General features: G+C 66.1%; 12 protein-coding genes and 1 pseudogene. 5 read left to right on the top strand and 8 right to left on the bottom strand.

The features are described 5' to 3' along the window. Window positions 1-208: 208 nt before the first annotated feature. Complete coding sequence (locus BJD12_RS17550) at window positions 209-1,294, bottom strand: branched-chain amino acid aminotransferase (protein ID WP_005988836.1); 1,086 nt, start codon at window positions 1,292-1,294, stop codon at window positions 209-211. A gap of 65 nt (window positions 1,295-1,359) precedes the next feature. Continuing rightward, a complete protein-coding gene (sufT, locus tag BJD12_RS17545) occupies window positions 1,360-1,914 on the bottom strand; it encodes a putative Fe-S cluster assembly protein SufT (RefSeq protein WP_005988837.1) in 555 nt (184 codons plus the stop codon). 174 nt (window positions 1,915-2,088) lie between these two features. Here sufT and BJD12_RS17540 point away from each other — a divergent pair, with 174 nt between their 5' ends. Continuing rightward, window positions 2,089-2,508 (top strand): hypothetical protein, encoded by a 420-nt coding sequence (locus BJD12_RS17540; protein WP_005988838.1) that lies wholly within the window; start codon window positions 2,089-2,091, stop codon window positions 2,506-2,508. A 773-nt stretch (window positions 2,509-3,281) separates the two neighbouring features. Here BJD12_RS17540 and BJD12_RS17530 read toward each other — a convergent pair. Both BJD12_RS17530 and BJD12_RS17525 read right to left on the bottom strand, forming a co-directional pair. Then, a complete protein-coding gene (locus tag BJD12_RS17530) occupies window positions 3,282-4,739 on the bottom strand; it encodes an NAD(P)(+) transhydrogenase (Re/Si-specific) subunit beta (protein ID WP_005988839.1) in 1,458 nt (485 codons plus the stop codon). Further along, window positions 4,736-5,041, bottom strand: coding sequence for an NAD(P) transhydrogenase subunit alpha part 2 (locus tag BJD12_RS17525; protein WP_005988840.1), 306 nt, complete (start codon window positions 5,039-5,041; stop codon window positions 4,736-4,738). The genes BJD12_RS17530 and BJD12_RS17525 overlap by 4 nt, the downstream gene beginning before the upstream one ends. A 126-nt stretch (window positions 5,042-5,167) precedes the next feature. Here BJD12_RS17525 and BJD12_RS17520 point away from each other — a divergent pair, with 126 nt between their 5' ends. Genes BJD12_RS17520 through BJD12_RS17510 form a run of 3 tightly spaced genes read left to right on the top strand, consistent with a single transcriptional unit; the run spans window position 5,168 to window position 6,572 of the window. Further along, on the top strand, window positions 5,168-5,731 hold the full coding sequence (locus BJD12_RS17520) for an RNA polymerase sigma factor (RefSeq protein WP_042827648.1): 564 nt from the start codon (window positions 5,168-5,170) through the stop codon (window positions 5,729-5,731). Next, window positions 5,728-6,081, top strand: a complete 354-nt coding sequence (locus BJD12_RS17515; RefSeq protein WP_005988842.1) for a hypothetical protein — start codon at window positions 5,728-5,730, stop codon at window positions 6,079-6,081. Before BJD12_RS17520 ends, BJD12_RS17515 begins: the two co-directional genes overlap by 4 nt. A gap of 5 nt (window positions 6,082-6,086) precedes the next feature. Further along, window positions 6,087-6,572, top strand: a complete 486-nt coding sequence (locus BJD12_RS17510) for a DUF3106 domain-containing protein (RefSeq protein ID WP_039420939.1) — start codon at window positions 6,087-6,089, stop codon at window positions 6,570-6,572. A 119-nt stretch (window positions 6,573-6,691) separates the two neighbouring features. Here BJD12_RS17510 and BJD12_RS17505 read toward each other — a convergent pair whose 3' ends face one another. Both BJD12_RS17505 and BJD12_RS17500 read right to left on the bottom strand, forming a co-directional pair. Then, complete coding sequence (locus BJD12_RS17505; protein ID WP_005988844.1) at window positions 6,692-7,792, bottom strand: NAD(P) transhydrogenase subunit alpha; 1,101 nt, start codon at window positions 7,790-7,792, stop codon at window positions 6,692-6,694. A gap of 123 nt (window positions 7,793-7,915) precedes the next feature. After that, a complete protein-coding gene (locus tag BJD12_RS17500; RefSeq protein WP_042827638.1) occupies window positions 7,916-8,515 on the bottom strand; it encodes a TetR/AcrR family transcriptional regulator in 600 nt (199 codons plus the stop codon). Window positions 8,516-8,645: 130 nt separating this feature from the next. Here BJD12_RS17500 and BJD12_RS17495 point away from each other — a divergent pair, with 130 nt between their 5' ends. After that, window positions 8,646-9,509 carry an alpha/beta hydrolase gene (locus tag BJD12_RS17495; protein WP_005988846.1) on the top strand — a complete coding sequence of 288 codons (864 nt, stop codon included), beginning with the start codon at window positions 8,646-8,648 and terminating at the stop codon, window positions 9,507-9,509. A gap of 399 nt (window positions 9,510-9,908) precedes the next feature. On the opposite strand, the gene BJD12_RS17490 is transcribed toward BJD12_RS17495, so the two are convergent. Together BJD12_RS17490 and BJD12_RS17485 are read right to left on the bottom strand one after the other, a co-directional pair. After that, window positions 9,909-12,266, bottom strand: coding sequence for a DUF1631 domain-containing protein (locus tag BJD12_RS17490; protein WP_042827639.1), 2,358 nt, complete (start codon window positions 12,264-12,266; stop codon window positions 9,909-9,911). 222 nt (window positions 12,267-12,488) lie between these two features. Beyond that, a pseudogene (locus BJD12_RS17485) lies at window positions 12,489-14,719 on the bottom strand (DUF1631 domain-containing protein). Window positions 14,720-14,782: the final 63 nt, after the last annotated feature.

The raw sequence follows: 14,782 nt of genomic DNA, 5'->3' as shown, positions 1-14,782 counted from the left end.
CAGCGAACCTATCTCACTACAACCAGACTGGAAAATACGAAATCGACATTTTTGAAACTTAAATATCATTTTTGTGACAAGCGTCATGTCTGTTCAGTCCGCTTCCCACACTTTTTTGACTTAGCGCGTGGCGCGCTGCTGCATAACAGGCAAAAAAAAGCCCCTGCGCTGACGCGCAGAGGCCTGTTTTTGACGCTGTAACGCTGACTTAGGACAAGCGCACTAGCCAGCCGTGTCGGTCCGCCACGCGGCCGTACTGGATATCGGTCAATTCCTGGCGCAGCGACATGGTGACTTCGCCTGCCGGTGCGGACAGATCACCCACCGCAAAGCCGTCGCCCTTGAGCTCACCGATCGGGGTGACCACCGCAGCGGTGCCGCAAGCGAACACTTCGACGATGTCGCCGGACGCTACGCCCTGCTTCCATTCGTCGATTGCGACTTTGCGCTCGACCACGCGCATGCCGCGGTCGCGCGCCAGCTGCAGGATGCTGTCGCGGGTGATGCCTTCCAGGATGCTGCCGGACAGTTCCGGGGTCACCAAGGTGCCGTCTTTGTAGACGAGGAACACGTTCATGCCGCCCAGTTCTTCGATGTACTTGCCTTCCACCGGATCCAGGAACAGCACCTGGGAGCAGCCCTGCGCATAGGCTTTTTGCTGCGGCAACAGCGAGGCGGCGTAGTTACCGCCGCACTTGGCCGCGCCGGTACCGCCCTTGGCCGCACGCGCGTACTCGGTGGACAAACAGATCGACACCGGCGCCACGCCCTTGGCGAAGTAAGGGCCGGCCGGGCTGGCGATGACGTAATACGAAGCCTTGTGCGCCGCGCGCACACCCAGGAAGGCCTCATCGGCAATCATGAAGGGGCGGAAATACAGGCTGGTTTCCGGTGCCGACGGCACCCAGCCGGCATCCACGGCAACCAGCTGGCGTAGCGATTCAACGAACAGGTCCACCGGCAATTCCGGCAACGCCAGGCGACGCGCCGAGCGCTGCAGGCGCTCGCCGTTGGCCTGGGGGCGGAAGGTCCAGATCGATCCATCGGCGTGCCGGTAGGCCTTGATGCCTTCGAAGATTTCCTGGCCGTAATGCAGCACCGAGGCAGCCGGATCCAGCTGCAGCGGGCCGTACGCACGCACTTGCGCATCGTGCCAGCCCTGCTCGTTGTTCCAGGAAATGGCGACCATGTGGTCGGTGAAATGCAGCCCGAAACCGGGCGCGGCCAGAATCACGGACAGTTCGTCGGCACTGCGCGGCGACGGGGAACGGGTGGAAGCGAAGGACACGGACACCGGAAGATTCCTGTATGGCGGGCGAAAGGACGCGGCGCCACATCTGAGGACATGGCGCCTGACGATCAGAGCATGCCGGTCTCGAGACGGGCCGCTTCGGACATCATATGCCGGCCCCACGGCGGGTCGAACACCAGCTCGACGTCGGCCTCGGCAATGGTCGGGATCATCTCCACCTTGCTGCGCACGTCGTCGACCAGGATCTCGCCCATGCCGCAACCAGGCGCGGTGAGGGTCATCTTGACGTCCACCCGGCGCTGGCCATCTTCTTCGCGATGGCTGACCACCGCCTCGTAGACCAGGCCTAGGTCGACGATATTGAACGGGATTTCCGGGTCGAAGCAGGTGCGCAACTGCTGCCACACTAGGGCTTCCACTTCTTCATCGCTGGCGTTGTCGGGCAATTCCAGCCCCGGCGGGGCCTCCTTGCCGATCGCATCGCCATCCTTGCCGGCAATACGGAACAGATTGCCTTCGACAAAGACCGTATAGCTGCCACCCAAGGCCTGGGTGATATAGCCGTAACTGCCTGCGGGCAGGGTCACCGAATCGCCCTGCGGCACCATGACGGCATCGCAATCGCGTTCGAACTGGACGGGTTCGCTGCTACGGGAGTACATGGGCTGGATATGGGGCCGCGCCGGACGCGCGCAAGTCGGCCATTCTAGCCGACCGCGGTGGCGCCACCGCCGCCGGCCGCCCATCCCGTCGACGACGCTGCATTCCATTCGCCGACGCAGTGCGTCGCAAAGTGCGGCATGCGCTCTATCATGTGCGCACTGTCAGGAGCTCCAATGCCGCCCACTTCCGCGTCCGCCAGAACCGCCCACTGGCTCTGGCCCCCGCTCCTGCCGCTGGGAAGCGTCACCGCCCTCATCGCCTGGCTGCTCATCGCCCTTGCGCTGGGCAACCAGGCCGGCTGGATGGCAGTGCTGGTTGCACTGGAAGTGGCCTGGATGCTGCGCCTGGGCACGATGCGCGCCGGCCGGTTGCGTATCGGCGTGGCAGTGGCGACCACCGCACTGGTCATCGTCGGCGCCAACTGGGGCATTGCCTCCGCGCAACTGGGCGGATCGCTGGGGCTGGACCCATGGACCTCGGCGCAGAAAATGGGCCCGCGTCTGGCCTGGACCCTGTTGCAACTGGCAAACAATGCATTTGATCTGCTGTGTTATGCCGCGGCAGTGATCGTTGCGTGGTGGGCGGCGCGCTGAACCGCACGTGGTCGCAACGGCTACCGATAGCAGTCGTTGACGCTGATGCTTCATCTGCCCGGCTCAAGTCACGCTTCTGCTACTGAGCGCCGGCGCGTTCTTTTCCCTGACGCGGCGATGCCGGGGGCTCTGCGACTTGGCTGCGGAGCCCTTGCCCGCCCACCATCGCAGGACACGCCGCAAGTACGTCCCTGTGGGCTCTTACGCGGCATCCATGCCGAGCAAGGCCCGCGACGGTGGGCGGGCAAGGACCTGTCGGAATGGTCGGTGGGCATGGTTGCAAGCGGTGCATGACGTGCGCTGGTCGGATCACGTGCGTCGACCAACGTCTCACCTCCCATCGCAAACCGGGCAATGGGCAGGCGTCGACACACGACATACAAACTTCTCACTTGCCCAGACGGGCAACACGCTTTCAAGAGAGCAGCCAACCAACTCTCTGGTGCGGCGTCCTTGCCGGTTGCGGGACCCTTGGCGGCATGGATGCCGCCAAGGAGCCTCCACGCACGGATTCACGGCGTGTCCCGCAAGCGGTGAGGCACCGCGCACTCGACAAGCCGAGCTTTTGGATGTCTTTAAACACCGCTACGCCCCCGAAAGCTCGGTATTTTCTTGAAACTGCGTGGCTGGTTTACGACTGGCTGGACAATGCAAGCAGATCAACTGTGGAGCGGCGGTTCTGCAGCTCCGCTACTAGCTCCTTGGTTGTAAGGGATGCCCCCCTCGACCAAGCAGCTTCGCAAATTCACCTGCCAAATCAGTCGCACCACGCCTCAATGCCCGCCCCCATCCAACGCTTTCAACTCGCTGACCAGCGCGCCCGCCGCCTCCGCGCCATCGCCATAAAGCATGCGGGTGTTGTCTGCATAGAACAGCGCGTTTTCGATGCCGGCAAAGCCGGTGCCCTTGCCGCGCTTGATCACCACGGTATTGCGTGAATTGACCACGTCCAGGATCGGCATGCCATAGATCGGACTGGCCGGGTCGGTCTTGGCGACCGGATTGACCACGTCGTTGGCGCCGATCACCAGCGACACATCGGTGCTGGCGAACTCGGGATTGATGTCGTCCATATCGGCGATCAGGTCGTACGGCACGCCGGCCTCGGCCAGCAACACGCTCATGTGCCCCGGCATGCGCCCGGCGACCGGGTGGATCGCGAACTTCACTTTCACCCCGCGCGCGATCAGCCGCTGCGCCAGCTCCCAGATCTTGTGCTGCGCCTGCGCCACGGCCATGCCGTAGCCGGGCACGATCACCACCCGCTCGGCGAAAGCCATCATCGCGGCCACGTCGCCGGCTTCGATGGGTTTTTGCGCGCCGCCGATCTCCTGCGCCTGTCCGCCGCCGCCGAAGTTGGAAAACAGCACGCCGCTGATCGGCCGGTTCATCGCCTTGGCCATCAACCGGGTCAGCAGGATGCCCGCCGCGCCCACCATCATGCCGGCGATGATCAGCGCCTCGTTGCCCAGCACATAGCCCTCGAACGCCACCGCCAGCCCGGTAAACGCGTTGTAGAGCGAAATCACCACCGGCATGTCGGCACCGCCGATCGACAGCGTCATCAACACGCCCAGCGCGAGCGCCACAGCGAAGAAGGCGATGATCGCCAGCGGCTGCAGACTGCTCGCCGCCCAGATGCCAAGGATCAGCACCGCCACTGCTACCACCAGGTTGAACACCTGCTGGCCGGGGAAGATGACCTGCCGGTCGAGCCGGCCATCCAGTTTGGCCCAGGCGATGATCGAGCCGGACAAGGACACCGCCCCGATCGCCGAGCCGATCACCGCCAGCACCACGGTGGTGGTGTCCGGCCGCCGTGCCGCCAGCTCAGCGATCGCCTGCGCGCTCCAGTGCGCGGTGTCGCGATTGGCGAAGAAGGAAAACCGCAGCAACTCCACCGCGCCGATCGCCGCCGCGGAGCCGCCGCCCATGCCGTTGTACAAGGCCACCATCTGCGGCATGTCGGTGATGGCCACCTTCTTGGCGGACCACCACGCCACCCCGGTGCCAATCGCCAATGCCGCCAGGATCAACGGCACGTTGTGCAGTTCCGGCAGGAAGAACGTGGCCACCGTGGCGATCAGCATGCCCAGCCCGGCCCACCGGATGCCGCTGCGCGCAGTCAGTGGCGAGGCCATGCGCTGCAGGCCGAGCAGGAACAGGGTGGCTGCGATCAGATAGCTGGACTTGACCAGCCAACCCAGCAATTCGGGCGTGGAGACGTTCATGGCGCCTGCCCGCCAGGCGGCTTACGGCTGGATTTGAACATGTCCAGCATCCGCTCGGTCACCACATAGCCGCCGGCCGCATTGCCCGCGCCCAGCACCACCGCGATAAAGCCCAGCGCTTTTTCCAAGGGGGTATCGGCATGCCCAAGTACCACCATCGCGCCGATCAGCACGATGCCGTGGATGAAGTTGGAACCGGACATCAGCGGGGTATGCAGGATCACCGGCACCCGCGAGATGATCACGTGCCCGGCGATGGCCGCCAGCATGAAGATGTACAGCGCTACGAATCCGTCGCTCATCGTCTTTCGCTCCACTGGCCGGTGTGGCCCGCCGATCATACCCACGCATCGGGCATGCCAACCGACCATGTCAACCAAATCCGCGCTCGCCCGTTGACGTCGTATCGTCTTCGCGGAAGCTACGCTGTGCTGGTGGGAACTCCTTTCGATCCGCAACCCGCTGCAACGGCCGCCGCCGTCCCGGTGTCGCTGGACGCCTTCCTGGCCGGCATCGGCCCGCGCGCGTTCCGGTTTGCCGAGGCCGGCCTGCGCCACCGCGAAGACGCGCTGGATGCCGTGCAGGACGCCATGGTCAAGCTGCTCGGCTACCGCGAGCGGCCGGCTGCCGAATGGACGCCGCTGTTCTGGAGCATCCTGCGCAGCCGCATCATCGACCTGCAGCGCCGCCGCACGTTTCGGCTGAAATTCTGGGCACCGGCCGAGCGCGCCGATGACGAAGGCCCGATCGATTGGGCCGACCCTGGCATCGGCCCGGTCGGCGAGCAGCAACATCAGCAGGCCTACCAGCGGCTGGTTCAGGCGCTGCGCAACCTGCCGGCACGCCAGCGCGAGGCATTCACGCTGCGCGTACTGGAAGACCTGGATGTGGCCACCACCGCCAAGGCGATGGGCTGCTCCGAGGGCTCGGTCAAAACTCACCTGTCGCGCGCTCGCGACGCGTTACAAAAACAGTTCGAGGATTTCCTGTGAACCGCTCCCACGATCCGGCCCAGTTCGATGCGCAACTGCGCCAACTGCATGCCGCCGCGCTCACCAGCCTGCCGCCGCAGACCCTGGCACGCCTGCGCCAGGCCCGCCAGGCGTCGGCAACGCGCACGCGCCGCGGCTATTGGCTGCTGGCAACCGCCTGCTCCGGGCTGCTGGCCATCGGTATCGGCCTGCAGCTGCGACCGGGCGACAGCGCACCCGCAGGCGTGGCCCCGACCCAGGCCGTGGCCACCGCCGGCAATGCCGCCAGCACCGACACCGACGACCTGCTGACCCAGAACCCCGACCTGTATGTCTGGCTCGGGTCCGACACCGCTTTGGCCATGGAATGAGCACGATGACCCGCACCACCCGCCTGCTGTTGACCCTGTTGCTCTGCGCCGGGCCGTGCGCGCCGCTATTGGCGCAGGACCGCCCGCCGCCGGGGCCAGCGCCGATGCTGGACGGGCCCGGCCCGCATGGCCCGACACCGCGTAACGAAACGCCGATGCCGGAGTGGGACAAGCTGACCCAGCAGCAGCGTCAGGTACTGATCGACGCGCTGCGCGAGCGCTGGAACGATGTGCCCGAAGAACGGCCACGCATGTACCGGCACGCCAGCCGCTGGCTGGACATGACACCCGAACAGCGCAAGCAGGCCAAGGCCGGCATGGACCGCTTCCGCAACATGAGCCCGGACCAGCGCCGCGAAGCCAAGGCCTTGTTCGACCGCATGCGCACGCTCAACCCACAACAGCGCAACGAGCTGCAACAACGCTGGCAGAAGATGAGCCCGGCCGAACGCAGCGCCTGGTTACGCGAGCACCCGCCGACGGACGATTGAACGCCGCTGCATCAAAGGCGCGAGCGCACCGGCTTGCGATGGAAGGCGGCACCGATCAAACCACGGCGCCCCCAGCGCTCCTTGAAAGCCCTTTGGTGCTTCAAAGAAGACACGGCGCGTTACGCAGCCGGTGTCGCGGGTATCGCTGACCAACGCGTCTTCACCAGCAACTCGTCGTCCCAGTCGAATGACAGCGCACCATCGGCGATCAACAGCGCGGCGAACGCGTACACGTTGCGCGCGAACATCTCGCTGGCGTGCACGGCACCCTGGCTTGCCAGATTGAGCGGCCCGGCGATCACCACGCCATCGAGCTCAAAGGTTTCGCCCGGACGCGTGGCGGCGCAATTGCCGCCGGTTTCCGCAGCCAGATCCCCGATCACGCTGCCGGCGCGCATGCCCTGCACCATCTGCGTGGTCACGATCGTTGGCGCAGGCCGGCCCGGCACGGCCGCGGTGCAGACCACCACATCCACGCCTTTGAGATGCTCTGCCAGGCGGCGCTGCTGCTCGGCGCGTTCGTCGTCGGTGAGTTGGCGTGCATAGCCGCCTTCGCCGGCAGCACTGACGCCCAGATCCAGAAAGCGCGCGCCTAAGGACGCGATCTGTTCGCGGGTTTCCGGGCGCACATCGAAGCCTTCCACCTGCGCGCCAAGCCGTTTGGCCGTAGCGATGGCCTGCAAGCCGGCCACGCCCGCACCGATCACCAATACCTTGCTGGGGCGCATGGTGCCGGCCGCGGTGGTGAGCATCGGGAAGAACCGCGGCGCCAGTTGCGCGGCGATCAGCACCGCCTTGTAGCCGGCCATGCCGGCCTGCGAACTCAGCACGTCCATCGATTGCGCGCGCGTGGTGCGCGGCAGGCGCTCCAGCGGAAACACAACCAGTTCGCGGGTGGCAAATGCCTGCGCACGCGCCGGGTCGGCATCGGGTGCAAGCATGCCGATCACCACCGCCTGCGGCTTGCAATGCAGCAGGACGTCGGTCGGCGGCGCCTGCACGCAGAGCAACATGTCGGCCTGAGCGAGTGTGTGCGCATTGGCCAATTGCGCGCCGGCCTGCAGATACCCTGCATCGTCCATGCTGCTGGCGCGGCCGGCCGCCGGCTCGATCCACACGCTGGCGCCGAGCGCGACCAGCTTTTTGACCGTTTCCGGCGTTGCGGCCACCCGGCGTTCGCCTGCCGCCTGTTCTTTCAGCACCAGCACCTGCACAGCCATGGGTTGCTCCGGTCTCGCGCTCAGTGCGGCGATGCTAGCAGAGCGTGGCCGCGGGGCCTGGAACGCGTGCTGCGGCCGGGTCACCACCTCGGCACGTACTGCAGTTGCCTCGCAGATCGCCCCTCAGGGCTCCAGCACCGCATGCAGCAACGGGGCGAATACCGCTTCAGGCGCAAACGCGCGCAAGGCGTCGTACTTGCGGTCGATCGCCAGCGAGGCATAACCGTGCACTGCGCTCCACGCCAGCAGGGTGCGCTGTTCCAGCAGCTCGGCAGCCGGCGCCCCGCCGTGGCGGGCAATCCACTGCGTGCGCACCGTGTCGCGCAGGCAGGCCATGGCCGCCTCGCTGGCCTGCTGCAGCCTTGGCAGGCTGCGCGCACGCACGTCCAGGCCCAGCATCAGCCGGAACTGCTGCGGATAGTCGATGGCGAATCGCACATATCCCAACCCGCAGCCCAGCAGGGGGTTGGCAAGTTCCTGCTGGGTTGCGTGGATGCGCGCGAGCATGCGCTCGTAGCCATCGGCCGCCAGTTCCGCCAGCAATCCCTCCAGCGAACCGAAGTGATGCGCCGGTGCGGCGTGTGAGACCCCGGCCCGGCGCGCGCATTCGCGCAAGGTCAACCCACGCACGCCCGATTCGCCGACCAGCTCCCAGCCAGCCCGACGCAGCGCGGCTGGCAGATCGCCGTGGTGATAGGCAGCAGGGACGTCTAATCGCGACATGGCGGCTTCGTTTATCGGGATCTCAGTGGAGCAGATCATCTTGACGCTGACAAGATTCAATCGGCAGACTTGTGCTGCATCTTGCCATCGACAAGATATGCGACGCACCCTCCACCACAAGGACTTTCCCATGAGTTCGTCCATCGCCAAATTGCGTGCGCGACTGCTCCGCGGTCTGATGAGCGGAGCCAGTCGCGTGGCCCCGGGCCCCACTGGCCGCTATCTGGCGCGCCAGTTCGTCACCCCGGGTGCGGCTGGGCGCCGGCAGGCCGCCGCCATCGCTGCGACGCTGGCCAACGTGCAGCGGCAGACCCTGCACATCGAGGGTATCGACACCGCCGTCTACCAGTGGGGCGACCCCGCACAACAGCCATACGTGCTGTTGTCGCACGGCTGGGCCAGCTACGGCCTGCGCTTTGCGGCCTGGGTGCCGCAGCTGCGCGCGCTTGGCTATGCGGTGCTAGCGTTCGACCAGGCGGCGCATGGCCTGAGCAGCGGCAAGATGAGCAATATGCCGCACTTTGTAACGATGCTGCGCCAGATCGGCGAGCGCTTTGGCCGGCCTGCGGTCTTCATCGGTCATTCGCTGGGGGCGGCATCGGTGGTGTTCGCCGATGACCCGGCATGGCGTCCGGCCCGTTACGTGTTGATCGCCCCGCTGCTGGCGCCGGCCGCCAGCGCGCAACGGCAGTTCCGCGCATTCGGCATCGCATCCGGCACATTCGCGCCGTTCGAAAACTGGCTGTTCCAGCTTACCGGCAAGCGCTTTGCCGACTTCGATGCGACCGCGCACCTGCCGCACTTCGATCGCCCGGCGCTGATCATCCACGACCGCCGCGACCGCGAGACGCCGTGGGAAGAAGGCGCGCGCTTTGCCGCACTGTGGCCGGGCGCGCAGCTGTTCAGTACCGAAGGGCTGGGCCATAACCGCATGGTCGATCACGCGTCGGTAATCACGCGAGCGTTGGAGTTCATTGGACCGGCATCGGCCTGAGGACTGCGCTGCGTAATGCGCGCATCGCCGGCGTGGCGGCCGGCGTGTAAGCGTCAAGGCCAATGCATCGGTGAATGCGTGCTGCGCAACTCGATCGCAACGGCAGTGCTCTCGTGTTGCGCGATATGGCAGCAGACGTCGTGTTTGCGGCTGCAATAATCCCGCGCCTGCCAATGTGCGTTGAACGCGCCGCCTGACGTTCCGGAACGCGACAATGCCAAGGACATCCGGCGCCTGCTTCAAGAGCAAGCCTGACTCCAACAGCTCAAACACCGATACGGCAACACCGCCGCGATGGTCGCCCCAGCAACGCATGTCGCTGCTCCAAAGCATGCTCTCCGAAGGCAGCGATCTGGCCCACACCGCGCAGCGACAGCGCTGCGCCATCCATGCATTCGCTCAGTGCACCGTGCCGCTGTTGTGCAACGGGTCCAGCCGGTCGATCACGCCCTGCATCGCACTGTCGAACGCGCCGTCGTTGATGTGTTCGCGCAGGCGGCCTAGCCGCACCATCACCGCCAGTTCTTCCGGCGAGGCGACGCAAAAACGCACACCGCGACGGTTGACGAACAACAGCCGCTGCGAGATCGGGCTCACCCACGACAGCTTGCCGGCCTGCACCTTGCCGTCCTTGTCGACGAAATCCAGCCAGGTACCGATATCCATCGCGCGGAACCGCTCGGCATCGGCACTGTCGATGCTCTGCGCCACCGCTTCGGCACCCAGCACCACGCTGACGCTTTCGGCGGCTGGCGGCGGCAGGTTGACCTGCGGCAGTTCCGGCAAGGCTTTTTCCAGCTCCGGGCGCGCCTCGGCAATGGCCTGCAAGGTGTCGTGCAACGCGGTGATTGCCACCACCACCGCGTCGCCATGCAAGCCCACGCTGGCGAACACGCGATGCAACGCCGGTTGCCAGACCTGCAGCCACGGCTTGCCGATGATGTGGCGGCGTGCCTCGCCCAGTTCTTCCAACACGCCGTCGGCCAGCGCCAATGCTTCCACTGTGCCGGGACCTTCGTCGCCATCGCGCAGGATCGCCATGGTCAGGTGATGCAGCCATGGCTGACGCAGGAAATCCTCTACAGCCTTGGGCAACGGTGCACCGGCCAGCACGCGTTGCTCCAGCTCGGCCAGCGCGCGGCTGCGCGCCAGCTCCAGTTTTTCCTGGCCGCGCTGGGTTTCGGTGGCGCGGCGTTCGGCAATTTCCACACGGCGGCGATGCTGCGACAGGAAGTCGCGGAACTCTTCTTCCAGGGTGAGGAAGATCGCCAGGTTCTCGTTGAATTCGGCCACTAGGCGGTCGACGATTTCTTCGACCTTGCCCATCAGCACGCGCTCGGCAGCACTGTCGCCGTTGTTGCCCTCGCAAGCCTCGGCCAGCGAGTTGAGCAGGCGCCGCGCTGGATGGGTCTTCTGCACGAACATCTTGCGGTCCAGCAGCGCCACCTTGACGAAGGGCACCACCAGCCGGCCAATCATCTCGCGCGAGCGGCTCTCCAAATCGCGCTCGTCCAACATCACGTCGAACAGCATTCCGACCAGATCGATCGCATCCTCGTCCATCGGATCGAGTTTGGCGGTGGCCGGGTCCACGCCCAGACGCGTGGCGCTGTTGAGCACTTCGTTTTTCAAACGCTGCGCAAGCGATTCGTTGTCGTCGCCGATCGCCGCCTGCAGCGTCGCGCTGGGCGTGGCCTGCAGCAACGACAACACCGACATCATCTCGCGCTGGCTCAGCGGACGTTGCTGGCCCACCGCCACCGACGCGGCTGAGGCCGCGCTATCACGCACGTTACGGGTCTGCTGCAGCAATTCGTGCAGCGCATCCAGCAACATGCCCTGACTGCCGCCCGGGTGATCGGCGTCGCCTTCCATCCCGCCAGGGCCGCCGCCATCGGCATGGCCGCGTTGTGCGGCGGCCTGCATGCGGCCACGGCTATGCGCCCAGCGATCCAGAAACCGATTGGCCCAGGCTGGCGCGTATTGGTCGTTCTGATCGTCTCCGCCCATCTCGGCGTTGCCGCCGTAAGCCTCGGCCTGCGCGCGTTCTTCAGGCGTCTCGCCACGCGGCTGCATGCGCGGTGGCGGGCGTTTGGGCTGCGAAATCTCCGGCATCACGCCGGCCTTGGCCAGGGTTTCGTCCAGACGCGCGTACAACTTGCCAATGGGCTCAGCCAGGTCGCGCTCGCAAAGCTTGATCACCACCAGGCGCACTTCCGGCGCCAGGTCGCAGGTGGCGAATGCTTCGTGGATCGCCACGCCCAGATGTTCCGGACCGATCGGGTTGGTGTCGGCCACCAGTTCCAGACCACCGGCAATCCAGCCCAGACGACGGTCGACCCGCGCCAGCACCTGCTTGAAGTCGCGCAGCAATACGGTGGCAAGGTTGCGCACCGCCAACCGTGATTCGAGCACGTGCTCGGGCACCAGACTGAGCGGGCCGGTGCCCATGTCGCCGGCCAGCACCACTTCAGCGGACAACGGCGCCCCGAGCAACAGCGCCTGCCAACCGTCTTCCAACTGCTGACGGAATTGGGTAGTCACCTCTTCGCGCTTGCGGCGCAGCTCGCGCATGCCATCGAGAAACAGCAACTGTGATGCGCCAGCGGATTCGGCGCGATCAAACAGGACATCATCAAAATGCGCGACTGCAGCTGCAAACACCTGCACAAGCGCGGGCACGAACACGTCGTGCGCCTGCTCGAGCAAGCGTTGGTCACGGCCCGGATGTCCCGACGGACTGGGCTGAAAAGTCATGCGCAAAGGCTCCCCGCCTCTGCAGGCGTGAAAATATTCAAACGAGGAATAACAGGCGCGGCCCCAAATTCCGCCCTCGCATGGTAGGCGTTTCGCTCGTTCGTTAAGTGTGACGCATCCCTCACTTTGCTCGTGACCGCCCAGGGTTTGCGTGTCAAACCCACATCCTAGCTCGCAACGCTGCGGTGGAGCCTGCCGTTGCCCGTTATACGCCTGCGGGGGTTAAGGCTTCAGGTGGCCGGGGTCATCCAGACCGTCTACGACGCCCTGCATCGCGCTATAGAAGGCGTCTTCTTCGCGGTGCAGTCGCAAGCGGTCCAGCCAGACCATCATGGCCAGTTCTTCGGGCGAAGACACGCACAGCCGCCCGCCGCGCCGATTGACGAACATCAGCCGCCCGGAAATCGGGCTGATCCACGACAGCTTGCCCGCCTGGACGCGGCCTTCGCGGTCGACGAAATCCAGGCTGGTCCCGATTGCCAGGGCGCGAAAGAAGTCGGCGGTGATGCGATCGAATTCGACCTGCGCACCGGCATCGAGCATCGGTGTCAGCGGCTCTGCCACCGGGTCGGCCGGGCTGGGCGCCAGGCTCAACGCGGTCAGGGTGGGCGCAAGCGGTTCCGCATCGGCGGCAGCCGGCGTGGGCGCCAGCGCGCGCAGCAATTCCTGCACGGCCTGCTCGGCCTCGCGCGCCCCAAGGCCGGCCAATGCAAAGGCCTGCAGCAGCGCCGCGCGCTGCGTGTCCAGGCCCGTGTCGCTGCGTGCAGGCGTCAATTGCGCCAGCACGGCATCGCCCACTGCCATGGCAGCCTCCAGGTCCGGGCCGGCGCCATCGGTGCGTAGCGCGGCCTGCTGCACGCTCGGATGCCAGACGCGGCTGAGAAAGTGCTCCACCACCGGCGGCAGCGGTCCGCGTGCCAGACGCTCGGCCAGTGCCTGGCGGCGATGCCGCGTGCGCGTTCCCGGCGCTCTTCAGCCCGTTGCAACTCATTGGCGCGGCGCTCGGCAATGTCCACGCGCCGCCGGTATTGCTCGTAACTGGCGCCGAACTCGGCTTCCAGCGCCAGAAAGACCGCTGGATGCTCGTCGAAATCCCGCACGACAGTCGTAACGGCCGCCTCCACCTGCGCCAGCAAGGCCTGTTCAGCGGAGGTCTCGCCGCCATTGCCGTCACAGGCATCCAACAGCAGATTGAGCAAACGCCGCGCCGGATGGCCGTCGCGTACGAACAGATGGCCGTCGAGCATCGCCAGCTTGGCGATCGGCACCAGCAATTGCCCGAGCAGACGACGCTGTGCAGCGGAAAGCTGGCTCTGCACCAGGATCGCGTCGAACAGCAGCGCGATCAGATCCAGCGCATCGGCATCGCAGGGGTCCAGGCAGGTGGTGGCCGGGTCGACGCCAAGCGAGGCAGCCGCGCGCATGAGGTGCTGCCGCAATGCGTGCGGCAAGCCGCGCTGCCCGTCGTCGATGCTGTCGAACCCGGCACCGGGCATGGTCTGCAGCAGCGACAACGCCGACACGACCTCGCGTGGCGACAGCCGCCGCTGTGCGGCCGACTCCTGCAGGCCGACCTCTGTCTCGCGCAGGTGGCGTGCCTGCTGCAGGCGCTGGTGCAACGCGGCCGGCAGCACTTCGCGGCCGCTACGCAGATGCACGTCGATCACCTCCACGCCCACCAGCGCCCCCTGCCCGCCAGACCAGTCGGCAAAGAAGCGTGCGATCCAGTCCGGCGTGTCGGCGCTGTCTTGGCCGCCGGCCTGGCCCTGGCGCGGAATGCCGCCGCGGCGCAGGCGCGCCTGCGGTAACTCGCGCAGACGGGCCACCTGCGCCAGGGAATGCTCCAGCTCCGCGTAGCGCTGGCCCACGCGCGGCATCAGCTGCTGCTCGCAGACCTTGATCACCGCCAGATGCACCTTCGCCGCCAGCGTCACGCCCTGGAAGGCCTCGTACAGCGCCACGCCCAGATGATCAGGCCCGAACGGGTTGCTGTCGCCATCGATGCGCCACCCGCCAGCGATGAAGCCCAGATAGCGATTGAGCCGCATCAGCTCCGGCCGCCATTGATGCTGCAGGGCGCCGGCCAGATTGCGCACCGCCAGCCGGACTTCCAGATCCTGTTCGGGCAGCAGGGTCAGCCCGGCCGCACCGCGCGCCAAGGTGCGCTCGGCCGACAAGGGGCGCGCGGACTCCAGGCCTTGCCAGGCCTTGGCCAGATGCCCGCGAAAGCGCGCGGTGATCGGCTCGCGCTGCTGTCGCAGGGCCTGGATGGCTTCCATGAAATCGTTCTGCGCCGCGCCCGCATCGGCCGCCAGCCGGAACAGTGCCTCGGCCAGCGCGTCCTGCACATCGATGAATGCATCGGCCAGCGGCACCAGTACGATGTCGCGCACCTGATCGAGCAGTTGCGGGTTGCGGCTGGGCAGCGGGTCGGTAAAAACGAACTGGGTCATCGGACAACGCTGAAAGAGCGGGCGGGAAGGAGCGCTGCCATGACTGCAGGCAACACTTAGCCA

The sequence above is a fragment of the Xanthomonas vesicatoria ATCC 35937 genome, assembly GCF_001908725.1.
Classification (GTDB): domain Bacteria; phylum Pseudomonadota; class Gammaproteobacteria; order Xanthomonadales; family Xanthomonadaceae; genus Xanthomonas; species Xanthomonas vesicatoria.
Note: the sequence above shows the minus strand (reverse complement) of the source record. Positions and strands in the feature narration are given on the sequence as shown.